A 25,798-nucleotide genomic window follows, 5' to 3' on the forward strand; every position below is an offset into this window, starting at 1 on the left:
GTTGCCGATCATCAAAAAGGACTTTCAATCAAATTCATCATGATGTACTTTTCTCTGCTACTTTTCCCTCATTTGTCAAAATCGCATAATGCACCGGTTAATCTTAATAATACTCTTGTTTTCCAGCTTTTCATTCCAGGCATCTTTTGCACAAGTAGGTACAGCTAGCATTTCCGGCAAAATAGTCTCTGGAAATGAAGGTGTGAATGGTGCTACTATAGCTGTTTTAAAACTTAAGGATAGTAGTGTTGTAAAAATGGCTGTCGGCGACAAAACCGGAGCCTTTGAATTAGAGAAACTGGCACCAGGAGAATACCTGTTGCGGGCTTCAGCCATCAGTTATGCAAATTATCTATCTGAGGCTATTGTGTTGCAGCCAAACCAAAAGCTGGTTATTGCCCCTATAGAACTAGCAAAAGTTGCTTCTGGATTAGAAGGTGTAAGAGTTACAGCTACCCGGCCATTGGTAGAAAATAAGATCGATAAGCTGGTTGTAAATGTAGAGGCTGCTATTTCTAATGCAGGCAGCACGGCCTTAGATGTTTTAGAAAGATCACCCGGAGTAACAGTAGACAGGGATGGAAATATTTCATTGAAAGGGAAGCAGGGAGTGATCATTTTGATTGATGGCAAACAAACTTATTTATCTGCCGCTGATCTTGGTAATTTACTGAAGAACATGCCGGCAAACCAACTGGACCAGGTAGAGATCATGTCGCAGCCTTCGGCTAAATATGATGCTGCAGGCAACAGCGGTATCATCAATATTAAGACAAAGAAAAACCAGGTGCTTGGCTACAACGGGAATCTTTCTTTGAGTTATACGCAAGGCAGGTTACCAAAAACAAACAACAGTTTTGCATTTAACAGGAGGGAAGGGCGTGTGAATTTATTTGCTACAGGCGCCGTTTCATATAATCGCAACTTCTTCAATGTTGATCTGTTACGGAATATTAGCAGTGGACCCAATACTCCTATTACATCAGTATTTGATCAACATAGCTACAACGAACGCCACAACCAGGCTAATTCATTGAAAGTCGGTATTGATTTTTTTGCTAACCGCAAAACAACATTGGGGGCTGCTGCAAGTTTCACCTTTATCAATGCCGGCGGCAGTGGTACCAGCAGCACAGATATCTTCAATGGATCAAATCAATTAAAAGCAGTCAACAAGGCGGTTACTGATTTTGATTTTGGCTGGAATAACTATACGGGGAATGTCAATTTCAGGCATTTGCTAGACACCAGTGGAAAAGAATTAACAGCTGATGTTGATGTTATTAGTTACCGTAAAACCAATCCTGGCACAACAGATAATTTTACGTACGATGCTAACCAGCAACTATCGGATCTGCCTTTCCTGCTACAGATGTCCACTCCAAGTACAATCAATATTTATACAGCTAAAGTAGATTATGTTCATCCTATAAAGAAGGTTTTAAAACTTGAGGCCGGGGTAAAAAGCAGTTATGTACAAACAGATAACCTTGCAGATTACAAATATTTTGATCATGGAGCAGCAAGATGGAAAACTGACAGCAGGACCAATCATTTTTTGTACGATGAAAACATAAACGCCGCATACCTGAATGCAAGCAAGCAACTAAAGAAATGGGGAATACAAGCGGGGCTGAGGGTAGAGAACACGATAGCGAAAGGAACACAGATCACGAATAACAAGAGCTTTCTAAAGAACTACACGCAGGTGTTCCCAACCAGCTATATTACTTATGCAGCAAACCGCCTCAATACCTTTGCTCTGTCGTTTGGTAGAAGAATTGACCGGCCGAACTACCAGGATATGAACCCTTTTGTATACTTCCTGGATAAATTCAGCTACCGCGAAGGGAATCCAAATCTCGACCCCCAGTTTACACACAATATAGAGCTGAGCCACAATTACAAGGGGCAGCTTAATTCATCTATCAACTATACACGAACCACGGATGTGATCAGCGATATCTTTATTCAAAATAACTCAGACAGTTCTCTTGCTTATAGCAAACAAAATATAGCCACCCGCAGAAATATTGGCTTAGCTGTCAATTACAACAAAGCGATCAGCAAAACCTGGACACTCAGTTTTTTCGCCAATGTATTCAACAATCACTTCAGCGGAATGATCAATAATGCGCTACTGGATGTAACCTATAACAGCTTTCAGATAAACACCAGTAGCCAGTTTAAATTTAAAAAAGGATGGAGTGCAGAAATAAGTGCTTTGTATAATCATCGGAATATAGAAGGATCGTCTTTAGCAGAACCAAATGGGATGCTCGCATTTGGAGGAGCCAAACAAATTCTAAAAAACAAAGGGACGATCAGGCTGAACGTCAGAGATGTTCTATACACCCAAATCTATAGGAGTACCACCAAGTTTGATAATCTTGATATGAGATCAAGCTTTAGAGCTGATAGCCGTACAATAGCCATTGCATTTACCTACCGCTTTGGCAAAAACCAAAATAATGTGCCGCAGCGGCAACGAACCAATGCATCACAAGATGAGCTCAAGAGGACCGGGCAGGGTGGGTAAAATTTACTGCGAAAGAAAATCTAGTTTTTTCTTCTGTTTAAAATTATTATTTATGCACAAATCGCTGATGCTGCAGGAATGATTATATGATAAATGAACTCCATTTATACATCCTATAGTGTCATCACTTTCAAATAAAGGAAAAGCACTCACACCAACTCATAGTGACATATCGATACATTAAGCTTTATTAAGTATTTTATCTCTCGTTGCTGACTGAAAAATACATTCAAGAATTATTTCACAGCATAGAACCCGTCACACTTTCAGCCATTTACAAAGAATCTGCTGTACCTGTATCAGACATAGTTGTGTACAACAAAGACACTATTCAAATACATGATGGTTGTCAGTTTTTAAGGAAAATATTAAGCAGACTTTGCCCCGGTTCTCCATAGTCTTTTTCACCAATAGATGTGGGTTCATTCAATAAATATGCTGGTTTTAATATTTATAAATTCATAATGATTATATGATATCTCATGAAATCAGTTACACAAGCCCCGCCTTCAACCCGGTGGGCCTGTTTGAAGCAATCTATAATCAGACAAATGATGCCATCTTAGTAGCAGATGACAAAGGGCGTTATGTGCATGTAAATCCTGCAGCTACAAAAATTCTCGGCTACACCAAAGAAGAATTTCTTAGTAAATCTACATCTGATCTGATACTAGACGTTCATCCTGACGTGGTAGTGGTAGAAAGCTGGAGTAGCTTTTTACATAAAGGACAACAGAGCGGAGTAGTGGAGCTAAAAAAGAAAAATGGTGGTATTGCTATTTGCCATTATAACGCATCTGCTAATATTCTTCCTGGTGCGCATGTTTCCATTCTAACTGACATAACAGCCAGGGAACAAGTAAAACGTGAGGCTGAAGAAAAAGGCAAAAAGGTAGAAGCGATTTTAGAAAGAATTACAGATTGTTTTTTTTCGGTTGATAAAAATTGGGTAGTCACTTATTGGAACAAAGCAACTGAACAGTTATTAGGAAAGAAGCGTGAAGAGGTGCTGGGGAAAGTGATATGGGATGTATATCAAGATGCTACTAACCTGTACTTGTATAAGCAATACTATAAGGCTATGCATGAACAGGTAACGCTGCATTTTGAGGACTACTATCCAACTTTAGAATTATGGGGAGCAATTTCAGTTTATCCATCACCAGAAGGATTATCAATATATTTTAAAGACATCACAAATTGCAAAACGAGTCAATTAGAATTATTAGAAACAAAAACAAATTATGCTACTTTAATTAATTCCTCGTACGAAAGAGTTTGGTCAGTAAGTAAAGATCTTAAACTCATACTTGCTAATAATGCTTATAAGGAATACATACATTCCATAACGGGAGTAGCTCCCAATGTTGGTGATAATGTGCTGCTAGTGGAATTTGGTGAGGAGCAGGTAAATAAATGGAGAACAAGATATTTAACTGTATTGGCAGGTAATACACTTCAATTTGAAGAAGAATTTTTAAATCCTGTAACAAATAAAGAAGAATACGTAGAACTAAGCCTGCATCCAATTATTGCACCGGATGGCAAAGAAATAACGGGAATTGCATGTACATCAAGAGATATTACTGCGAGAAAGAACAATGAAAAATTGATTCAGATACAAACCAGGAAACTGGAAGAAAGTGGGAGGTATGTTGAGCGGGTATTCAGGGAACTCAAGAATATCATGGATTCTTCTTTAGATGTAATATGTTCTACAGATAGTAAAGGAAGATTTTTACAAAAAAGTGCAGCATGCAAAAAATTGTGGGGGTATGAACCGGCAGAATTATTAGGACTTCCATATCTGGATCTTGTACATCCTGATGATATAGAAAAGACCAATATGATGGCTGAAAGAATATTGGGAGGAGAAAGCGTATTTGACTTTGAGAACAGGTTTATAAGAAAGGATGGATCTATTGTGAACCTGGTATGGTCTGCAAGATGGGATGAAAAACAGATGACCATGTTCTCGGTAGCGAAAGATGCTACTTCGATGGTAGAAGCAAAAAGAGTGAAAGCAGAGAGCGAAAACAGGTTCAGTGCGCTTGTAGAAAATAGCATTGATGTCATTACCATCATGGATGAGAACTTCATATACAAGTATGAAAGTCCTTCTATATACCAGATCACAGGTTATAAACCTGAAGAATTGATATCAACCAGTGCTGTTGCGCATGTACATCCTGATGATGTAAATGAGGCGATCAACCAAATCAGGTCATTGAAAGCAGATGGCGAAACCGTATTTCTTACCTATAGGCTAAAAACTGTAACAGGTGACTGGAAATGGTTTGAAGCATATATAGCCAGGCACCTTGATAATCCTTCCATCAAAGGTTATGTAGTAAATAAACGAGATACAACACAACGGCGGGAGTATGAAATTGTAATAGAAAAGCAGAACCGATATCTAAAAGACCAGGCATATCAACTTAACCAGCTGGCTAAAAAGCTAAAGAGGATAATGGACTTTTCGGTGGATACTATTTGTACAATTGATAAAGACCAAAAGTTTGTTCAGGTTAGTGAAGCAGCCTTAGAAATGTGGGGCTATCCACCAGAAGAGTTGATAGGTACCGCCTATATGGATTATGTAGCTGATGATTTTAAAGAAATAACTATTGCAGCAGCAAAGGAAATCATTTCAGGCTCAGATGTTACAAATTTTCAGAATGTTTACATTCATAAGGATGGTTCCCGGGTTCCGGTTATCTGGTCTGCAACATGGGATCCTGAGGAGAATTTGATGTATTGTATTGCAAAAGACGCTACTGCAATTTTAGAATCTGAAAATATTAAATACGAAACAGAAAAGAAATACAGCACCCTGCTTCAAAAAGGATCTGATGTAGTTAGTATTATAGATAGAAATGCCAATTTCATTTTTGTGTCCTCCAACTTGGAGAGAATATTTGGGATGAAACCGGAAGAACTTCTTGGAAATAATTCGTTTGAAAGGCTTCATAAGGATGACGTTGAAATTGTAAAAGAGGAACTTTACCAGCTCCTGAATTTCAGTAACACCCGGTCAACCGTTGTTCGTTTTCTTGATGCAAATAATAAATACAGATGGATAGAAATAATTGGTAGAAACCTATTAGATGATCCGGCTATAAAAGGTATTGTTTTAAATAGCAGGGATATTACAGATAGAATAAATAAAGACAGGGAGTTGCGGTCAGCCAATGAGCGCTTTGAACTGGTTCTTGAAGCTACCAACGAAGTGATCTATGACTGGAACCTTGCTTCAGGCGAAATTTACTGGAATAGCAATTTTCCGCAGGTATTTGGCTATACACAAAGCCATATCACCGACTTTGAATTTAGAAAGTCCTGTGTTCATCCTGAGGATCAGCCACGGGTATTTGACAGCTTATACAAGATATTATCGAGCAAGCACAAGAACAGGTGGCAGGAAGAATACCGGATGATACGGCAAGATGGATCCATTGCGCATGTATTTGAACATGGCTATTTGCAGGTAGATGAAAATAAAGAGCCTATTCGATTTGTGGGTGCCATACGGGATATAACAGAACAAATAACTAAGCAGCAAGAAAGGGAATTGATCATTAAGGAATTGACCAAAAGCAACAGCGACCTGAAGCAATTCTCATTCATAACTTCGCATAACCTACGTGCACCACTTTCTAATATCATTGGTATACTTTCCATTTTAGATAAAACCAAACTGGATGATGAGAATTTCAACCTCATCAACTTGCTTGAACAAGCTGCGGCTCAGCTTAATCAAACTTTGGATGACCTGGGAAGGATTTTGTTGATCAGGAATAATTCAAATGTTGAAATAGCTAAACTGTCGGTACCGAAAGTTTTTTCGGATGTCAAAAAGGTTTTCTTCATCTCGTTAAAAGAAATTGGAGCATCCATTAATGATGATTTTTTAGTTGAAGAAATAATGTTTAATTCAGCTTATTTGGAAAGTATATTTCTCAATTTATTCTCCAATTCAATTAAATACCGTTCTACAAAGAGACCATTAACCATCAATGTATCCACACATAACTCCGCAGATTTCACCACGATTACATGGGAGGATAATGGTACCGGCTTCAACCTTGACAAGTACAAGGATAGGGTATGCGGAATGTACCAGCGTTTCCATGATGGTATAGAAGGCAAAGGTTTAGGATTATTTATCATGAAATCACAGGTAACTTCTTTAGGTGGTAAAATGGAAATAGATAGCGAGGTGGATAAAGGAACCAGGTTTGTGATCTATATCAAAAGGATCCATGATCATAGATAGAGGATCGACAGGCAATTCTTCAGAAAATGAGCGGCGGTACAATTTCCTTTTTATCTTCCGTTCTATATGAAGAATTACCTGGTTACAGTCCTTATCGTTGTCGCTTTATTTAACTCGGCTGTTGGTATCAGTCAAACAAACCAACCTGCATGGTTGCAGCAAAAGCGCGTACCCAACCAACCCCTGTTTCGTATAGCTGATCCTGATTACAAGTTGAGCCCTCAAACAGGTATGACAAGAAAGCACTGGAAGCAGGCTGCTCTATATCTACTGAATGGCGCTTTCAGCTACATCAATACCTTAGATGACCCGATGCAATTTCCAAAGCAGGTTGGAAAAAGTTACCCGCACAGGAAGGAGCAGGTGCCAACTGAAAAATTGGAAGGTTTGTGCCGCACGTTATTTATTGCAGCGCCACTTCTGAAAGAAGATCCCGAGTTGACCATCAACAATATCAAAGTAGCGGATTATTATCGTTACCAACTTTCAAAATTGATTGATCCTTCAAGTCCTTCTTTTATAAAACCTCGTGCAAAAAATGGTGGTGCTAACCAGGTGCTGGTAGAATTCGGTGCTCTTGCGTTATCGTTCTTCGCAGCTCCGGATGTTCTTTGGCAGCCGCTTCCGCAAACACAAAAAGATGCGCTTGCGGCTACTATGATCAGTTACGGAGATGGACCTACTGTTCCTTCTAACTGGAAGTTCTTCAACATTTTTGTCCTTAGCTTTTTCAAAACACAAGGCTATCCTATAAATGAAAAGCTACTGGTTGAATACCTTGATAAATCGCTGGAGCACTACCGAGGCAGTGGCTGGTACAATGATGCGCCTGCATATGACTATTACAGTATGTGGGCCTTCCAGATGTACGGGCCATTGTGGGCTAAATTGATAGGAGAGAAGTATTACCCTGAGCATGCTGCTAAGTTCATGGCTAATTACCAGCCGGTAAAGGATAATTATCCTTATATGTTTGGGCGCATTGGCGAAATGATCATGTGGGGACGAAGTATGCCGTACCGTTTTGCTTCGGTTATTCCACATGCACTGGTAGGACTTATCAATGACGCCTCTGCAAATTATGGTTGGATGCGCAGGATCGCCTCTGGAAGCTTATTACAGTTTTTAACTGATCCGAATTTCCTGGAAGACAATATTCCCACGCTTGGCTTCTACGGCTCATTTGAACCCGCAGTGCAACCCTATAGTTGCAGGGGAAGTGTTTTTTGGATGGGCAAAGCCTTCTTCGCTTTGATGCTGGATGAGAATAATCCGTTCTGGACAGCAAAAGAAAATGAAGGTGCATGGAAAACAGAATTGGCAAAAGGTAAAGTTTACAACAAGTTCCAGGACAGCTCTTCCATTCTTATTACGGATTATCCAAACATAGGTGCAGCAGAGGTAAGAGCGTGGTGTCACGTAAAGGCTATAGATGCCAGGGAACCTTTTCGCGCAAGTGAAAATTATAATCGCCTCTCATATAATAGCGCATTTCCATGGCAGGCTGATAGTGTGCCTGGCGTAGTAGCCATGAACTATATCATCAAAAACAAGAAGCAGGAGTGGGAGCCTTTGCGCTTATACACGTTCAAAAAATTTGAGAACGAAACCTACTATCGCAATGCTGTTTTAGAAACCAATCCTGCTATCAAATTACATCTTGCAGATATTCCTTTACCCAATGGAATATTGCGAGTAGACAAGGTAAGATCCAGTGATACTACCGAAATAAGATTGGGACATTACGCCTTGCCCCAGTTGAATAAGCCTATTAAAAACACGCAGAGAAAAGTTGATGGTTATCAGCTGAACACTATTGATAATGGACAATATCAACTAGCCATGGTTCCACTAATGGGATGGAAGGAAACAAGATCTATAGCAACAAAAGGAGTGCATCCGCAGAGTGAATGGAGTACGGTTATCAATAGTAGTGATACCAAATTACCTGGCGAACAGGAAAAGGTTTACATCACTTTACTGCTTTGGAAAAAAGCAGGTGAAAAGTGGAGGAAAGATGAACTGGTGCCTGTAAAAAAAGTATCTATAGATGCAGGGACGATAATTGTAGAAATGAAGAATAGAGAAAAGAAACTCATAAAATACGAAGAATAGATACTGTAGGAAACCCTGATAAAGACTTGTATATTTTCAACCCATAGCTAACCTTCAATGAGACGTTTCGTTTACCTGTTATGTATTCTTTTTGTGTTCTCGTGTAGTCAACCTGCAGGCGAGGCTTACGATCTACAATTGCTGCTGAAGAAAGGCGAACAATTCGATCTTACTGTTTCTAATACAGTAAAGACAGAAGATGAGTCCGTAGATTATGAATCCCGGTTGTTATTCACTGTGGATTCTGTTAGTGCAGACAAAAGTAAATACCTTCTAACCTTGAAGGTGGACTACATACAATTGGAGAGCAAAGGGATGTTTGGAGACAAGGTAAAATACCATTCTAACCGATCTAGCTCAAGCATGAACGAACAACAACAACTCATGCACCAGGCGTTCAAGCCTGTACTGGATTCTTCCTTACAAATATCCATTGATAAATATGGTCGTCTTGTAAAACCCTATGCTTATAAAAGCAATATCCGTTTACCCAAAGGCACCGACCCGGTGGATATACAGGTATGTTTTCTTCCACTTGCAGGAAAACCTGTAGCTGTTGGGGAAGAATGGCAGAGCGAAAGAACAAATGAAGTGACAGGAGGGAAGGTTCATTCTACCTATTCAATTACTAATATCAAGAACGAAGTTGTACGCATTAGCTATAACGGCATTGTTAAAGGAGTTCCTGGTTATGGTAAAGACTCAGAAGTATATGGCTACTACCAGCTCAATAAATCCACCGGAAAAGTTGAAATGGCTGATATGGAAATGGAAGTCTCTACCCGATTTGGAGGAGAAGGTAAAATGAGAATGCTGGTGCATTAACTAATTTATCTAGTACGATAATCAGCCAGGGAAAGTTTTCAACTTGAAAACTGCAATAAAAAGGTGCAGCTTTCACTGCACCTTTCCATTCATTTATTTTCTCTGCAATGTAGATACCTACATGTGTTAGTCTCTTAATGCTTACAAATTGCTGATCACGCTTTCGGTAAACTGTGCTGTAGAAGCTTTGCCACCAAGGTCACCTGTTCTTAGCTCAGGCTGCGTTAAAGTAGTATGAAGTGCATTTTCAATTTTAGCTGCAATAGCTTTTTCACCCATGTACTCCAGCATCATGATAGCCGACTTCAACAATGCAGTTGGGTTGGCTATTCCTTTACCTGCAATATCTGGCGCTGTTCCATGAACGGCTTCAAATATGGCTACATCTTTTCCAATGTTTGCACCTGGCACCACACCCAAACCGCCTACAAGACCTGCACAAAGATCAGATATGATATCGCCAAAAAGATTGGTTGTAACTAGTATGTCAAAACGCTCTGGCCTAACCACCAATTGCATACACATATTGTCGATGATGATGTCATCCATTTGTATCTGTGGGTAATCAGCAGCAACAGACTTAGCCGCACGAAGCAAAGCAGCACCAGCCATTTTCAACACATTCGCTTTGTGAACCACAGTAACTTTTTTACGATCATTTTTCACAGCATACTCAAATGCAGCGCGTACTATTCTTTCGCATCCTTCGTCTGTTATGCGTGCAATGGTATCGGTGATCTTTAGCCTGTCATCATAAAACTCCAGTCCTGCATACAGCCCTTCAGTATTTTCCCTGAAGAGAACAATGTCTACATTCTCAAACCTGGTTGCTACGCCTGGTATATTCTTAGCCGGGCGAACATTAGCATACAAGTCGAAGTATTGCCTCAGCTGGATGTTCACACTTTTAAAACCTCTGCCAACTGGTGTAGTTATAGGACCTTTCAGGCCAATCTTGGTGCGTTCAAGAGATTGCAATAGCGTTTTCGGAATTAGCTCTCCCTGCGAATCAAGGGTGGTTTGTCCTGCGTTCTCTTCTTCCCACTCCACTGGAGCACCAGCAGCTGAAAAAATTTCCTTTACGGCATCTACAATCTCTGGGCCTATACCATCTCCGGCAATGAGTGTCACTGTCGTGTTCATAAATAATTGATTTTGTTCTCCTTGTTTGAAAATTTTGATAAAGGAATGGACTAAATCGTTTAAGACAAAATTTTCTTGCCATACCAGCAAAAAATTGTGAGATACCTGCTCAAAAGCTTCTTTTAAAAACGTTTTAATACAATTACCTATAACTACCTGCATTTCTCCTTCATAATTAGATAACACTATTTAATAATATCAACATTGCTTTAAAAACCATTTAGAATATACAATTAGCTGAAACCTTTATGGATGCAGCGTTTCAGCAGAATTTAAGCCTGTAGAAAATATTTGTACAGGCTTTGATTCGTTCACTATTGGTTACAGGTAACCCTTCCAAAAAAAGTTTTTGTTTCCATAGAAATATATACTTTGCACGCCGATGTGTAAAACATACACATTGTAAAAAGGCTTACTCAATCAGCAGAAACTGTGCATGTAAAAGGCTGCTAATAAAAAAATAATACAGCCAGGCAGCAACATGATGAAGATTATTTCCCTCACAGGATGAAGCTGATAGATGTTGGCTATTCTAAATTTTATAACCCTTTATTTTAAAAAATATATCAAGATGAGAACTACATATGCCGGAGTAATAGGTTGCAATATGTCTGAAGATTTTTTTCATTTACTTTCAACTAATATTGTTGAGAATTACCATTGGAAGAAAGTTTTTAATTGCGGAGATTCTGCACCTATTAAACACAAAGAAATACAGACTGAAGTAGTAACCAATGTTGGTTCTATATTAGAGGATAATGATATAACCGTGGTTTTTCTATCAAACGATTATTTACACATGGCGCCGCAGTTTATTAATGCGGGCAAATGTGTTCGAACAGTTCAATAAAAAACAAACCTTTTATGGCTAAGTACAAACCAGGAGTTCTATTCGGAGAAGAATTAGCAGACCTGCTGCAATCGGCAAAACAAAATGAATTTGCCTTGCCTGCAGTTAATACCATTGGTACCAACACGATCAATGCAACATTAGAAGCGGCTGCAAAAGTCAATTCACCTGTCATCATTCAGTTTTCCAATAGTGGAGCCCAGTTTATAGCCGGTAAAGGAATGCCGAACGACCAGTTACAAGGAAATATCTCTGGTGCCATATCAGGTGCTTTGCATGTACATAATGTAGCAAAATACTACGGCGTGCCTGTTGTATTGCATACTGACCATGCTGCTAAAAAGTGGCTTCCATGGGTTAGCGGATTAATAGATGCTGGCGAACAATTCTATAAAGAAAAAGGTCAGCCTTTGTTTAGCTCGCACATGCTCGACCTGTCCGAAGAAACAGTAGAAGAGAACATTGAAACATCCGTTCAGTTTTACAAGCGCATGCAGCCATTGGGCATGGGTATAGAAATAGAACTTGGCGTAACAGGTGGTGAAGAAGACGGTGTAGACAACAGTGATGTTGAAAATTCGAAATTGTATACACAGCCTGAAGATGTGGCTTATGCATTTGAGCACCTGCGCCAGGTGGGTGACCTGTTTACCGTAGCAGCTGCTTTTGGTAATGTGCATGGTGTATACAGCCCGGGTAATGTGGAGCTGCGCCCTGAGATCTTAAAGAATAGCCAGGACTTCATAAAAGAAAAATATGCAACCGGCGATAAGCCTGTGTTCTTTGTATTCCATGGTGGAAGTGGCTCGCCACAGCACCAGATACGCGAAGCAATAGGATATGGTGCTATTAAGATGAATATTGATACGGATCTGCAGTGGTCGTTCTGGGAAGGTGTGCTGAACAATTACAAAAAGAGCGAAGCTTACCTGCAAGCTCAATTAGGTAACCCTGAAGGAGACGACAAGCCAAACAAGAAATATTACGATCCGCGTGTTTGGTTGCGCAAAGGCGAAGAGAACTTCATCAAACGTTTGGAAGTTGCTTTTGAAGACTTGAACTGCATCAACCGCAATAGCTAATTACAAAAAACGAGAATGGGTAAATGCCCATTCTCGTTTTCTTTTATAGAAATTGGTTTAGCTAACCATCACCTTTTCTTTCTATTGCTAGTTGTAAGAACTGCTTGTGTAGTGCCAGTACCTGTGGTATCACCAGTTGCTGTTCATCGTTTACTACTACATGATCGCATAGCCTCATTTTTACCGTTTCCTGTATTTGCCTGTTCATACGGGCTATCACTTCATCGCGTGTCACACCATCACGATCCATAACCCGTTTCATCCGCAGGTGTTGGGGAGCATACACCCCGATTATCAAATCTAAATGTCCCGCCGAACCTGCTTCAAAAAGTAAAGCGGCTTCTTTTATAACATAGGGAGCCTTTTGCTCAGCCATCCATGCATCTGCAGCACGTATAGTAGCAGGATGAACTATGGCATTTAACTTCTCCAGTTTAAATGGATCATTGAAAACTACATTCGCTAGGTATGGGCGGTTTAGCACTCCATCGGTATACACCTCTGCACCAAATTCTCCTGTTATAGCAGCTACCAGTGCTTTATCCTTTGTCATTATTTCTTTTGCCTGTGCATCAGCATAAAATACTGGTATGCCCAGGACTTCAAAAATTTTAGCTACGGCAGTTTTACCACTTCCAATTCCACCGGTAAGGCCAATCTTTAGCATAATGATTATTAGAAATAAAAAAATCCGAAACCCGAACAAGATACTTCTTATTCAAGTTTCGGAAATAAGTAAAGAGATGGTTGACTATTTAGTAGGAGTAACAGTAGTAGCTGCTGCTTTATTGATCTGCTGGCTCCATTCAAGGCTAATGGCAGATCTTTCAATCTTCAGGTAGCTACCTGGGCTTGTTTGAAGCTCAAGTGTACCATCATCATTTATTTTGTTGATGGTGCCATGTATACCAGCAATGGTAACTACACGGTCGCCTTTCTTCATATCGTTGATAAACTGCTTTTGTTGCTTAGCTTTCTTAGCTTGAGGACGGATCATGAATAACCAGAAAACAAGAATGATGGCACCCATCATCAACAATTGCATCTCGCCACCTTTTCCTCCACCGGCAGCTAAAAAAATAGATAGTTGGTTCATTGAAACTTGATTTAAAAAATAAAAACTTTTATCAGGATAGTGATCTTACTAATGTTTCTGCTGTTCGTTCTCTTTGGTGATTATTTCACCAGAAAACACCAGCGTATGGTTCATATTACCTTTTGTATTGGTAACCACAGAAATGCTTTTATGAAACGCACCTACATGTTGGTTTTCTGTATCATAACCTGCTTTTATAACAGCCTCTTCACCAGGCGCTATGGCCTCTTTAGGATAATCAGCCACAGTACATCCACAACCAGGCGTTGCTGAAATGATGAATAAAGGTTTATCACCTGCATTCCTGAAGCGGTAATTGATGTCAGCCTTTTCTCCTTTTGTCAGCACCCCCAGGTTATGCACTGAATCGATCCATTGAATGAACGTGTAGTTCGTGGTATCATTCATCTTTTTCTGTGGGTTCTCCACTAAATTCTCATCGTTACTCGTATTTGTTGCTTGTTCATTTTGCTGGCACGAAGCAACACAAAATAGCAGGTACAATCCTATGATATATTTCATGTAAAATATTTTGGTGGCAAAAATAGCTACTACTATTTGTTCTTGAAATTCACCTTGTGGATCTTATTCTGAGACATCAGGTCTTTGTGGATGTTATCAAGAATACCATTTATAAATTGGCCGCTCTGCGGTGTGCTATAAGCTTTTGCCAGGTCTATGTATTCATTGATTGTCACCTTGGTTGGAATGGTTTCAAAATACAACAACTCGCATACGCCCATCTCCATCAAGATCATATCCAGTACGGCGATACGCTCTGCGTCCCAATTTTTGAGCTTAGGCTTGATGAGTTCTAAAGCATATTCTCTTTTTTCGCGGCTGGTGGCAAGCAGGTTCTTGGCAAACAACCACTTTTCCTCGCCAACCATTTCCTGCAGGTTATAGCTGCCGGGCTTTTGCAGGTAATTCAGCATAAGCTGCTCCATCATTTCTGCATCGTCGTCCCAATTTGTAAAATGCTCTTCAACGTGGCTGATATAATCCTCGTTTGGCAGCATCATATTGGTAAATATAAAAACGAAGATGTCCTTCTCAGATTTCTTCTCCCTTGACTGTGTGCTGATGTATTCTTTATATTCCGGTGTCTCAACCAGTTGATTGTAGATGTTCTTAACCTGCGTTTTGCTATCCTCCACCAGGTGTGGCTTCTCGCTCTCTACAGCCTTTTGAAATGAAGCACTTTCCAATATCTTCCACAGGTATTCGTTGCCTGACAACTTGGTGTTCACATTCAGATCCTGGGCAGAAGGCAGGTTTTTAGAAGCGCGTTTCAATGAATCAGTCTCGGCATAGCGAGCCACTTCAGTAAGCGTATATAGTAAGTAAATGAAAAGTTGTCTTGATGAATCCAGTTGTTTTTGTAATAGTTTCACCGGATCCATATTTTTTATTTCCCCATCCACTGTATTCAGGGTATATAGTGTTTGCATCACCTTTACCCTGATATTTCTTCTACTGATCATGTTCCTAAAGAGCTTTTTTTTATTTGGCGGCGAAGATAGGGAATAATGGGGCGACCACTTTAGTGTTTTAACGGATTGCAAAGGGTGGGAGAGGGCTTTAACTATACTTGTACGTTCTTTTTCTGAGCTAATAAAGAGATGGATGCATCATTTGAAGCCGCTGAAACTTTGTCACCTGCTCTTGTTTTAAAAAACTTGAAAAGATGACACTGCTGACAAACATTCAACAGGATGCGGCAATTACCTGCCAGTTTCTGAAAAATTGACTTTTTTTAACAAGTGGCACAGAAATCGTTCTATAGGGTGACAAAACCAATTCTTTTACTAAAACAAAAAATAAAGAAGTATGGCTGAGAATTTAAAAGTTACCCCTCTGCACGACAGGGTGATAGTGAAGCCCGCTGCGGCTGAAGAAAAAACTGCTGGTGGTATCATCATCCCAGACACTGCTAAGGAAAAACCTCAAAGAGGTGTGGTAGTTGCTGCCGGTCCAGGTAAAAAGGACGAGCCAGTGACAGTAAAAGCAGGTGACACAGTATTGTACGGTAAATACGCCGGTACAGAGATCCAGGTAGAAGGTGGTGATTACCTGATCATGAGAGAGAGCGATATCCTCGCGATCGTTTAATGCAAAATGTAAAAGGCAAAATGTAAAAGCCTCAACATTTCTTACTTTTTAATTTTACATTTTTAATTTTTAATTGAAAAATACTATGGCTAAGCAAATCTTCTTCGACATTGAAGCAAGAAATAAAATGAAAAAAGGTGTTGACACTCTTGCCAACGCTGTGAAGGTGACCCTTGGACCTAAAGGTCGTAACGTGGTTATCGAGAAGAAATTCGGTGCTCCTTCAGTTACTAAAGACGGTGTTACCGTTGCTAAAGAAATTGAACTGGAAGATGCTATCGAGAACATGGGTGCACAAATGGTGAAAGAAGTAGCATCTAAGACTGCTGACATTGCAGGTGATGGTACTACTACTGCTACTGTATTGGCACAAGCTATCATTGGCGAAGGTTTGAAAAACGTAGCTGCTGGTGCTAACCCAATGGACCTGAAGCGTGGTATTGACAAAGCTGTTGCAGCTGTAGTTGAAAACCTGCGTTCTCAAAGCCAGCAAGTTGGTAGCGATAGCAACAAGATTGAGCAAGTTGCTACTATCTCTGCTAACAGCGACGAGACTATCGGTAAGCTGATAGCTGAAGCAATGCAGAAAGTAGGTAAAGAAGGTGTTATCACTGTAGAAGAAGCAAAAGGAACTGATACTACTGTAGATGTAGTAGAAGGTATGCAATTCGATCGTGGTTACATTAGCCCATATTTCGTTACTAACAGCGAAAAAATGGAAGCTGAATTGCAGAACCCATTCATCCTTATCTACGATAAGAAGATCTCTGCAATGAAGGACATCCTTCACATTTTGGAGAAAGTAGCTCAAAGTGGTCGTCCATTGGTTATCATTTCTGAAGACCTGGAAGGTGAAGCACTGGCTACACTGGTGGTAAACAAACTGCGTGGTACACTAAAAGTTGCTGCTGTAAAAGCGCCAGGCTTTGGTGACCGTCGTAAAGAAATGCTACAGGATATCGCTATTCTTACAAAAGGTATCGTTATCAGCGAAGAGCAAGGTTACAAATTAGATAATGCTGACCTGACTTATCTTGGTCAAGCTGACAGCATCACTATCAATAAGGATAACACAACCATCGTAGGTGGTAAAGGTGAGAAAGAAGCCATTACTGCTCGTGTTAACCAGATCAAATCTCAGATCGAAAATACAACTTCTGACTACGATCGCGAAAAACTACAAGAGCGTCTTGCTAAGTTGAGCGGTGGTGTTGCAGTTCTTTATGTAGGTGCTGCTACCGAAGTAGAAATGAAGGAAAAGAAAGATCGCGTAGACGACGCATTACACGCTACACGTGCTGCTGTTGAAGAAGGTATCGTACCTGGTGGTGGTGTTGCTTATGTACGTGCTATTGAATCTTTAGAGAACCTGAAAGGTGCAAACGAAGATGAGACCACAGGTATCCAGATCGTTAAGCGTGCTATTGAAGAGCCAATTCGCCAGATCGTTGTAAACAGCGGTATCGAAGGTTCTATCGTGGTACAGAAGATCAAAGAAGGTAAAGCTGATTTTGGTTTCAATGCTCGTACTGAAGTTTACGAAAACTTGCTTGCTGCAGGTGTTATCGACCCAACTAAAGTAAGCCGCGTTGCTCTTGAAAATGCTGCTTCTATCGCTGGTATGTTGTTGACTACTGAATGTGTAGTTGCTGACAAACCAGAGCCTAAGTCTGCCGGTGCAGGTATGCCAGGTGGAATGCCAGGCGGTATGGGTGGAATGGATTATTAATCCAACACACGTAGAGGTAGATAATACCTTTACACCTAATGATAAAAGAAAACCCGTTAGAACTTCTAACGGGTTTTTCTATTTAACAATGAGATCAAATGAAGATGACAACTTGAGCAAGCCAGTTACAGCTCTACCTCAAATGTTTTACAAATCCGCGAGCTAAATAGAATTGTGCACCACAATAGGTTGCCATAATTGCTATTCCTACAAATGCCTCTTTGAAATAAAACATATTGGCTGCCAGTATAAGATCTGATAGAACGAATAAAGCAGCACCAGGTATAAATGCCTTTAGCGCCAGGCTTTTGGATATCCTGTAGTGATATACGTTTACAGCAGTTGTAAACATCAGGGCAAGGAAAAAGGAATAGATTATCAAAGGAACCCTGTAATCTCCCAATGCATTCCATAACAGGTAGGTAAGAGTGGCGGCTACAAATGCAATCAGTAAGAAGCTAGCGCTTATTGATACAAGATGTCTCCACCTGAATGGCTTTATCCGCAGGAAGTAAACCGAGTACAACAACTGCATTAGAAGAAAGCTTACCAATCCAGCCAGGAAAAGATTTTGATTGGCAGAACCTAACAGCAATATATCACCAGCTGTAGCAAGCGCAAGTGCAGCAGCTAATATGATCTTACTCGTTTTGTGCTTGTCAAAACCAGTCCTTGCAAAAATGGTAACCATAAGTATGGGTACCAGCAAAGGCTTCGTAAATACGCGGTAAGTTTCTAATTCGGCTATGATAAGCGCAATATCAGCAAGAGCTAGCATCCAGAATATTGCTGAGCCATACCTGGTAAAGAACTTCATGGTGTAGGGTATATGTAGGTTATTGTTTCTCTACAAAAACCTTCCTCAGGAAAAACCTCGATATCGAATCCCTCACTCTCGTTGTATCGGAAGGCATTAAACGTTTGGTAACATAAATACGATATTGCTTAGCATCGGCTGAACCAAGGCTATCGTATTGAGCTTTTATGTTCAAAGTTTGAAGCTGTGCTGTCCTGTTCACTGCTCTTGAACGGAGCCTCGTAACCTCGAATATCATTTTATAAGCCGTTGTGTCAGACGTAGGTGTTTCTGCTACAGCAGCAGCACTATTAGTATCCACTACCGGACTTTCAGTAACAAGCGAATCAACCGGTGGCGGCATACGCTGTTCAGTAGGTTTATTATTTACTACCAATGTATATACGCCCCATCCCATTCCGGCAAGTGCAGCAAGTGAAGCCAGTACGATCAATACCATCAGGAATACTTTGCCCGCAGAAGAATTCTTATCCTTTTGCGGGTAGTTATGATCCGGGTTCTCACGCCATGGGTTCAATTCTTCTTTTACAGGAAGAAAATTACCGGGTGTAAATTCGTACGTGCCGCTATTGTTGATGTGCAAAGTTCCTACACCTTCAATAGTATATGGTTTTCCAAGGTTGATGAACTGCTTGACATTGCTCAAATACGATTCAAGATCGCTACGTACAAGTGGCTGTATCTTTCCCAGCTTTTTTACCAGGAATGCTACCAGCTCATCATCCAACGGAACTTTGGTATTGTGTGTAAAATGTAAACCTTCAATAGGGTAGTAGATGTCTTTATCCTGTTCGTAAGGGATACTTACTTTTCCTTCTAATGTAAAGGTGCCAATGCCTTGCAGGTTAAGGGTTTTCGTGTCGTACAGATACTGGGCCAGCAGGTCATCAAATTTCACAAGCGTATGGTTTGTTATGGTGGCAAATTAATGCAAAAAAACTGAGCACCACTGCTGCAGTTTATATACTACTTCATCAATATGAAGCATTGCAATGTAGGGCTTTTTTGTTGTTACCTTTGCACAATGTTAAGTGCAGAAGAGGAAAAGTTCATGGCATATTGGGAGGCTAACCGGGTAAAGGAAAAGAGCCTTTTTAAACAGCTAAGTTTCGGTCTTCCTATTGGTTTGCTAATGGGAGTTGGCATCATCTTAAATTTTGCTACAGGCTGGTATACAAGGGCAAATATGGTAGCAAACAGCCAATCTACTCCTATTGTCCTGTTGGTTGCTGTCATCATCATTGCTTTATTTTGCAGCGTGTTTTATAAGCGGCATAAATGGGATTTGAACGAGCAGCGATACAATGAACTGACACATAAGCAAAATAAATTTACGAAGGCTATGCAGCAACATGAAGCGTCTGATAGTCAAGCTTAAAAACATTTTAGATAGATGTTTAAAACACTAGCTTTTAGTTTTTTACTATTGTTCCTCTCAGGCTGTATAAAAGAAGATAAAGCCTGTACGCCTGTTGCACCTACTGCCGAAGAAACACGGATCAATGCATTTGCTACAAGCAATGGCATCGTGCCAATAAAACACAGCAGCGGTATTCATTACCAGATAATGTCTTACGGATCGGGAGCTACACCCACTATTAACTCCGAGATTACTGTAGGTTATGTAGGAAAATTTTTGGATGGAACTGTTTTCGATCAAAATACCAGGATAAGAAACTACCTGCATAAGTTCATAGAAGGTTGGCAGGTGGGTTTACAGCTCATTCAAAAAGGCGGCACCATACGGTTGATCATTCCTTCAGCTTATGCTTATGGCTGCACCATGTATGGAAATATTCCTCCTAATTCCATTTTGTACTACGAGATAAACCTGATAGATGTAAGGTAGTTGTACGCGATCAATGTATCTCGATCTCGTCTACAAAAAGCCATGCATTTCTGCCAGCTCCAGGTCTTCCTGCAGGAATTTTACCATAGTTCCTTGCTATCACTTTTACAAAGCGGGCAGTAGTGGAAGCAGGCAGTTCTATTGTTATGGTTCTGTCATCCTGCACATTCCACTGTTTATCCTTGTTAGTGATGGTTATTGTCGTCCAGGTGTTTCCATTTGGCGAAGTGGACACTTGTATAGCTACAGGTAAATAAAACCAACTTGGTTCCTGTCGCCAAACGTTTACCACCACTTTGCTTAGCGTTTCGGCCTGCAATAAGTCAATGGTTGCTTCCATATCTTTTCCGCTCCAGCCTTGCCACTCCAGCGAGTTGAACATTTTCGCCTTAATTCCATTGATCAAACCAAAGGCACCGCCATTACCAGGATAAGTAGAGGAAGCAGCTTCTTTTAACTGGATACGTTTGCCTGTAGCTTTATTGATACTGAAGCTGCGGGTAAGAGAAGCGCCCACATCAGGTTTCAGCACTGCTGTGTATTCACCAGGTTTTGCAATTAGCACTTCTGTTGCACCGGCAGTATTCATAGCATTCACACGCTGCTTTTTATTATCAAAAACATCAATGGAAAAACTTCCTGGCTGCGATGCTGAAAGTTTCCATCGCAAAACAGCATGATCATTACCTGGTAATACGGAGTCTTGTATTTCATAATAAGCACGGCTATAGTTAATGCCCCAGTGATCATACCGTTTCAATTGATGCGGCAAACGGTCCTGGAAGTCTTTCCAGTTATTGGTAGAACTCCATAATATTTCACTTAGTGCTGCTAATCGAGGAAACAGATTGTACTCAAGAATCGACGTGTTCTTTATGTATTCAGTCCATAAAGCACCTTGGCCACCCCAGATATATTTAGCTTGAGCACTGTTCAATGCTTTGGGTACTGGGTCATAAGCATATACTTTTTCTAGAGGTGTATACCGGCCAAAGGACACAAAATCCTCATTCCTTGTCTGCGACCAATTGAAGTACAAGTAATTTTCAGGCACCATGATCACATCGTGCTGTTGTTTGGCTGCCTCTATACCTCCACGTTCGCCCTGCCAGCTCATTACGGTAGCATTGGGAGCCAGTCCACCTTCCAGTATTTCATTCCAGCCAATTATTTTTCGCCCTTTGCTATTGATGTAGCGCTCCATCCGCTGTACAAAATATGCTTGCAGTTGTTTCTCATCTTTCAGCTTCAAGCGCTTTATACGTGCCTGGCATGCAGGACAACGTTTCCATTGATTCTTATCATTTTCATCGCCACCTATATGTATATATGCAGACGGGAACAGCACCATCACCTCGTCTACTACATCTTGCAAGAAACTAAATGTGCTTTCCTTACCGGCGCAAAAAACATCTGGGAAAATGCCCCACGCCTGTGGTACCTGCTTTCCTTTAAATGATCCGTTCCATGCAGTTTGAAAGGGTGGGGTAGTAGGCTCATTTGGAAAGCAGCTTAGATGAGGATACGCTGCTATTGCAGCCGATGCATGACCGGGCATTTCTATTTCAGGTATAACTGTTATAAATCGATCTGCAGCATATTTCACCACTTCCTTTATTTCCTGTTGCGTATAGAAGCCTCCATAGCGTATGCTATCGTTTCCCTTACCAGGATAACGGCCAATGATGGTTCCATTTCTATAGCCACCAATGCTTGTAAGCTTTGGGTATTTCTTTATTTCTATCCGCCAGCCCTGGTCATCAGTAAGGTGCCAATGAAATGTGTTTAGCTTATGCAAAGCCAGGAAGTCAATATAGCGCTTGATGTAATCCACAGGAAAGAAATGACGGGCAACATCGAGGTGCATACCGCGGTAGCTGAAACGTGGATGATCATTGATCGACACTGCAGGAACTGCAATAGAAGATGATCTGCTTGCAGGCAACAACTGTAGCAGCGATTGCATTCCATAAAAAACTCCTGCTGCTGAATTGCCTGTTATTGTAATCTGGTTCTGGTTTACCAATAACTGGTAAGCTTCTTTATTTGGTGTTATGGAATCTGAAACAGAGAGCGTGATATTACCCGCCGAAGGAAAAGATTTCTTCTTTACAACCGGCAGTTGCAGTCCATGATATTTTTTCAAATGCTGATTTAAAAAAGCTGCGGTGACTTGTAGCTGATCGCTTGTTACAACAATCTGTGTTCTTTCAGTCATCAAGAACTTTCCTTGCTGTATCGTTTGCTCAACAGGAGCAGGGATGATAGCCTGGCTACTGGCACTACCGTAGATCAATACAAGGAATAGGAAGAAGAAATATCTAATGATGTACAAGGTCGATGTTTTAGTAAATATAAATGATGCAGCTGCAGGTGTTGTTAATTGACGTGCAATAAAAAAGCCCAATCATTCGATTGGGCTCAGCATATTTGAAAAAATCTACTAATCAACTTTTGTGATCTTCAAAACGTTGGTTGGTAAGTGTAGTTGTACTGGAGTACTACCTGTATTGATTACTACATCACCTTTCTTCAGGAAACCACGTTCTCTAAGTATCTCAATCTGGTCTTCAATGATTTCATCAAGACTTTCTTCTTCAGCATAATAGAAAGCTCTTACGCCCCAGCTCAAGCTCAACTGGTTGATCAAAGTTCTTTCTTTAGAGAATATATACAAAGGAGCTTTAGGCCTGTAGCTGCTAAGCATAAAGCCAGTGTAACCACTTTGGGTCATACCAATCACGGCATCAGCATTCACATCGCGTGCTATTTTACAAGCGTTGTAGCAAATGGCATCGCTCAAGAAAGAAGGAGAGTGTGCTTGTGGTTTGAGATCTTCTTCACGATCATAGCGGTATTCCTTCTCTACTTCCATAATGATCTTGCACATGGTTTGTACCACCAGTGCAGGGTGATTACCAGTAGCCGTTTCACCGCTTAGCATCACTGCATCGGCACCTTCTAAAACCGCGTTTGCTACGTCAGTTATTTCACTACGATTTGGTTTGGTACGCTCTATCATACTCTCCATCATCTGTGTAGCTACAATCACTGGCTTCGCCCTGTGAAGACATTTCCTGATGATATCTTTCTGGATCATCGGTACTTTTTCAACCGGGATCTCTACACCAAGATCGCCACGTGCTATCATGATACCGTCACTCTCAATTACGATGTCACGGATATTTGCAACTGCCTCAGGCTTTTCTATTTTAGCAATGATCTTTGTCTTACTCTTTTTCTCGTCTAGCTTACTGCGCAGGATAACAATGTCTTTTACATTGCGCACAAATGATAGCGCTACCCAGTCAATTTTTTGCTCAATGATAAACTCAAGGTCTACCAGGTCTTTTTCGGTAAGTGCAGGAAGAGAGATCTTTGTATCAGGCAGGTTGATACCTTTCTTTGAAGATAAAACACCACCCATAGTTACTTCAACCTTCACATCTCCATTACGAAGAATGTCTACAACAACAACCTCCAGCTTACCATCATCAATCAAGATGGTGTTGCCCACTTTCACGTCACCGGCAAGGTTTGGATAAGACACATAGATCCTTTCCAAAGTACCAACGCATTTTTCGTTGGTGAAGGTCAGGATGTCACCCGGAACAACGGTAAGCGCATTGTTCTCTATTTCACCCACACGAAGCTTTGGCCCTTGAAGGTCACCCAGGATGGCAATGTTGTATGGTTGAGTGGAATTGATGTTACGGATGTGTTCAATGATCTTGGCTTTGTCTTCGTGGCTGCCGTGAGAAAAATTCAGCCTGAAAACGTTTACGCCTGCTTTTACCAGTTCCAGTAGTTTATCGTACGTATCGCATGCCGGACCTACTGTAGCTACTATCTTAGTTCTATGTATTATGTGATCAAGTCCTGCCTGGCGATCCATGTGCTTGTGCAAGTACTTCGAAAGATTTTTTGACATTGTTTTTTCGTTCTTAAGGGGTTTTATTATTTGATTAGTATTGTTATCTACTTCAACCAATGCTTCCCCATGGTTACTGTTTTCCATGATTTGTATTTATCGATGTTATACATCTATATTTTAGCCTAACTGGCCAGTATCTTTACAATCTTCATCCACTCTTTGCTGATACGTTGCTTCGCTTTTACAGCAAAATCGAGCGGAATATAATTCATCCTGTTATTCAAAATTCCTACCATCACATTATGACGTCCTTCTATCAGTGACTCTACTGCGTGATAGCCCATACGGCTTGCTATCAAGCGGTCTAGACAGGTAGGAGAGCCCCCACGCTGAATATGACCAAGTATACACAACCTGGTATCAGTAGTAGGCATCCTTTCTTTGATAATCTTAGCTACTTCATTCCCTCCGCCAAAATCATCCCCTTCGGCCACTACCACCAGGTTCACCAACTTTTTCCGCTTTTCCTTTTCGCCCAGCGAGTCGATCAATTCTTCAATATCGGTCTTGGTCTCAGGAATCAAGATGTTTTCAGCACCGGTGGCAATACCACTATGCAAGGCAATATAACCTGCATCGCGTCCCATTACTTCTACTATAAAAAGTCGGTCGTGCGCATCGGCTGTATCACGTATTTTATCAATGGCATCTACAGCTGTATTCACCGCTGTATCAAAGCCTATGGTAAAATCACTTCCGGCAATATCTTTATCAATGGTACCCGGTAAACCTATACAAGGAATATCGAACTCGTTGCTGAATTTTTGAGCACCCCTGAAACTTCCGTCGCCGCCAATGATCACCAAGCCATTGATGCCTCTTTTCTTCAGGTTTTCATAGGCAATCTGCCTGCCTTCCGGCGTAAGAAATTGTTTGCTGCGTGCACACTTCAAAATAGTTCCACCACGCTGGATAATATTGGCCACGCTGCGGCTTTCCATTTTTACAATATCGTCATCTATCATGCCACTGTAACCACGCATTACACCAAAAACCTCCATTCCATGATATATACCTGTACGCACTACTGCCCTTATAGCGGCATTCATTCCCGGGCTATCACCTCCCGAGGTTAGTACTCCTATTTTTGTAACTTTTGTAGCCATTACTATTTAAGTGGATTGCATGTTTAGGTTAGTAAGTACACAAGTTTTATTCTTATGTGTACATCTTACACAACTGTTCAAAAGTAAGGATTTGCCCGCAAAGCTAGTATTAATGAAAGATGTATACTGAAATGTTGATATACAGAACATTAGAAAAGTTTCAGGTTAGCATTTTCATCAATAACAGTTATGCAAACTATGCATCCTGTACTGAAGTTTGGCAAAAGTGGAACATAAATCGGCATAAAAATCAGACCATAAACAGTATTCAGTTTCAGAATACTTGAGAAAGGTCACTTTTTCTAAAACCAAAAATATTGGTTGA

General features: G+C 40.6%; 20 protein-coding genes. 10 read left to right on the plus strand and 10 right to left on the minus strand.

Translation table 11 applies throughout. The features are described from left to right. Window positions 1-88: 88 nt before the first annotated feature. From J4N22_RS09805 to J4N22_RS09820, 4 genes are all read left to right on the plus strand, one after another. A complete protein-coding gene (locus J4N22_RS09805) occupies window positions 89-2,539 on the plus strand; it encodes an outer membrane beta-barrel family protein (RefSeq protein ID WP_207493818.1) in 2,451 nt (816 codons plus the stop codon). Between the two features lie 472 nt (window positions 2,540-3,011). Further along, a complete protein-coding gene (locus tag J4N22_RS09810) occupies window positions 3,012-6,815 on the plus strand; it encodes a PAS domain-containing sensor histidine kinase (RefSeq protein ID WP_207493819.1) in 3,804 nt (1,267 codons plus the stop codon). A 66-nt stretch (window positions 6,816-6,881) separates the two neighbouring features. Next, entirely contained in the window at window positions 6,882-8,930 is a 2,049-nt protein-coding gene (locus J4N22_RS09815; RefSeq protein WP_207493820.1) for a DUF2264 domain-containing protein, read from the plus strand. Window positions 8,931-8,987: 57 nt separating this feature from the next. After that, window positions 8,988-9,755 carry a hypothetical protein gene (locus J4N22_RS09820; protein WP_207493821.1) on the plus strand — a complete coding sequence of 256 codons (768 nt, stop codon included), beginning with the start codon at window positions 8,988-8,990 and terminating at the stop codon, window positions 9,753-9,755. Window positions 9,756-9,896: 141 nt separating this feature from the next. Here the strand turns inward: J4N22_RS09820 and J4N22_RS09825 are convergent, their stop codons facing one another. Next, window positions 9,897-10,898 (minus strand): isocitrate/isopropylmalate dehydrogenase family protein, encoded by a 1,002-nt coding sequence (locus J4N22_RS09825; RefSeq protein WP_207493822.1) that lies wholly within the window; start codon window positions 10,896-10,898, stop codon window positions 9,897-9,899. Window positions 10,899-11,469: 571 nt separating this feature from the next. On the opposite strand from J4N22_RS09825, the gene J4N22_RS09830 reads away from it, so the two are divergent. Beyond that, complete coding sequence (locus tag J4N22_RS09830; RefSeq protein WP_207493823.1) at window positions 11,470-11,748, plus strand: hypothetical protein; 279 nt, start codon at window positions 11,470-11,472, stop codon at window positions 11,746-11,748. A gap of 14 nt (window positions 11,749-11,762) precedes the next feature. Beyond that, window positions 11,763-12,830 (plus strand): class II fructose-bisphosphate aldolase, encoded by a 1,068-nt coding sequence (fbaA, locus tag J4N22_RS09835; protein ID WP_207493824.1) that lies wholly within the window; start codon window positions 11,763-11,765, stop codon window positions 12,828-12,830. Between the two features lie 61 nt (window positions 12,831-12,891). Here the strand turns inward: fbaA and coaE are convergent, their stop codons facing one another. The 4 genes from coaE to nusB all read right to left on the minus strand — a co-directional run bounded on the left by coaE (window position 12,892) and on the right by nusB (window position 15,410). Continuing rightward, window positions 12,892-13,497: a dephospho-CoA kinase gene (gene coaE, locus J4N22_RS09840; protein ID WP_207493825.1), complete on the minus strand. Its 606-nt coding sequence runs from the start codon at window positions 13,495-13,497 to the stop codon at window positions 12,892-12,894. Window positions 13,498-13,581: 84 nt separating this feature from the next. Next, entirely contained in the window at window positions 13,582-13,926 is a 345-nt protein-coding gene (gene yajC, locus J4N22_RS09845) for a preprotein translocase subunit YajC (protein WP_207493826.1), read from the minus strand. A 48-nt stretch (window positions 13,927-13,974) separates the two neighbouring features. Further along, window positions 13,975-14,448: a DUF1573 domain-containing protein gene (locus J4N22_RS09850; protein ID WP_207493827.1), complete on the minus strand. Its 474-nt coding sequence runs from the start codon at window positions 14,446-14,448 to the stop codon at window positions 13,975-13,977. Window positions 14,449-14,480: 32 nt separating this feature from the next. Then, window positions 14,481-15,410: a transcription antitermination factor NusB gene (gene nusB / locus J4N22_RS09855; protein ID WP_207493828.1), complete on the minus strand. Its 930-nt coding sequence runs from the start codon at window positions 15,408-15,410 to the stop codon at window positions 14,481-14,483. A 346-nt stretch (window positions 15,411-15,756) separates the two neighbouring features. Between nusB and J4N22_RS09860 the strand changes: the two genes are divergently transcribed. Both J4N22_RS09860 and groL read left to right on the plus strand, forming a co-directional pair. Continuing rightward, a complete protein-coding gene (locus tag J4N22_RS09860; RefSeq protein WP_207493829.1) occupies window positions 15,757-16,038 on the plus strand; it encodes a co-chaperone GroES in 282 nt (93 codons plus the stop codon). Window positions 16,039-16,123: 85 nt separating this feature from the next. Next, the gene (gene groL, locus J4N22_RS09865) at window positions 16,124-17,767 is read left to right on the plus strand and encodes a chaperonin GroEL (RefSeq protein WP_207493830.1); all 1,644 of its coding nucleotides are present in this window, start codon (window positions 16,124-16,126) and stop codon (window positions 17,765-17,767) included. Between the two features lie 133 nt (window positions 17,768-17,900). Here the strand turns inward: groL and J4N22_RS09870 are convergent, their stop codons facing one another. Then, window positions 17,901-18,584, minus strand: a complete 684-nt coding sequence (locus J4N22_RS09870) for a lysoplasmalogenase (RefSeq protein ID WP_207493831.1) — start codon at window positions 18,582-18,584, stop codon at window positions 17,901-17,903. 19 nt (window positions 18,585-18,603) lie between these two features. Beyond that, complete coding sequence (locus tag J4N22_RS09875; protein ID WP_207493832.1) at window positions 18,604-19,482, minus strand: hypothetical protein; 879 nt, start codon at window positions 19,480-19,482, stop codon at window positions 18,604-18,606. Between the two features lie 126 nt (window positions 19,483-19,608). Here J4N22_RS09875 and J4N22_RS09880 point away from each other — a divergent pair, with 126 nt between their 5' ends. Both J4N22_RS09880 and J4N22_RS09885 read left to right on the plus strand, forming a co-directional pair. Continuing rightward, window positions 19,609-19,962 (plus strand): hypothetical protein, encoded by a 354-nt coding sequence (locus J4N22_RS09880; protein WP_207493833.1) that lies wholly within the window; start codon window positions 19,609-19,611, stop codon window positions 19,960-19,962. 15 nt (window positions 19,963-19,977) lie between these two features. After that, window positions 19,978-20,433: an FKBP-type peptidyl-prolyl cis-trans isomerase gene (locus J4N22_RS09885; RefSeq protein WP_207493834.1), complete on the plus strand. Its 456-nt coding sequence runs from the start codon at window positions 19,978-19,980 to the stop codon at window positions 20,431-20,433. Between the two features lie 10 nt (window positions 20,434-20,443). Here J4N22_RS09885 and J4N22_RS09890 read toward each other — a convergent pair whose 3' ends face one another. The 3 genes from J4N22_RS09890 to pfkA all read right to left on the minus strand — a co-directional run bounded on the left by J4N22_RS09890 (window position 20,444) and on the right by pfkA (window position 25,473). After that, window positions 20,444-22,768, minus strand: coding sequence for a glycoside hydrolase family 20 protein (locus tag J4N22_RS09890; protein WP_207493835.1), 2,325 nt, complete (start codon window positions 22,766-22,768; stop codon window positions 20,444-20,446). Window positions 22,769-22,876: 108 nt separating this feature from the next. Further along, window positions 22,877-24,451, minus strand: a complete 1,575-nt coding sequence (pyk, locus tag J4N22_RS09895; protein WP_242692116.1) for a pyruvate kinase — start codon at window positions 24,449-24,451, stop codon at window positions 22,877-22,879. A gap of 38 nt (window positions 24,452-24,489) precedes the next feature. Continuing rightward, the gene (gene pfkA / locus J4N22_RS09900; RefSeq protein ID WP_207493836.1) at window positions 24,490-25,473 is read right to left on the minus strand and encodes a 6-phosphofructokinase; all 984 of its coding nucleotides are present in this window, start codon (window positions 25,471-25,473) and stop codon (window positions 24,490-24,492) included. Between the last annotated feature and the right edge of the window lie 325 nt (window positions 25,474-25,798).

This window comes from Aridibaculum aurantiacum (genome assembly GCF_017355875.1).
Taxonomy (GTDB): domain Bacteria; phylum Bacteroidota; class Bacteroidia; order Chitinophagales; family Chitinophagaceae; genus Segetibacter; species Segetibacter aurantiacus.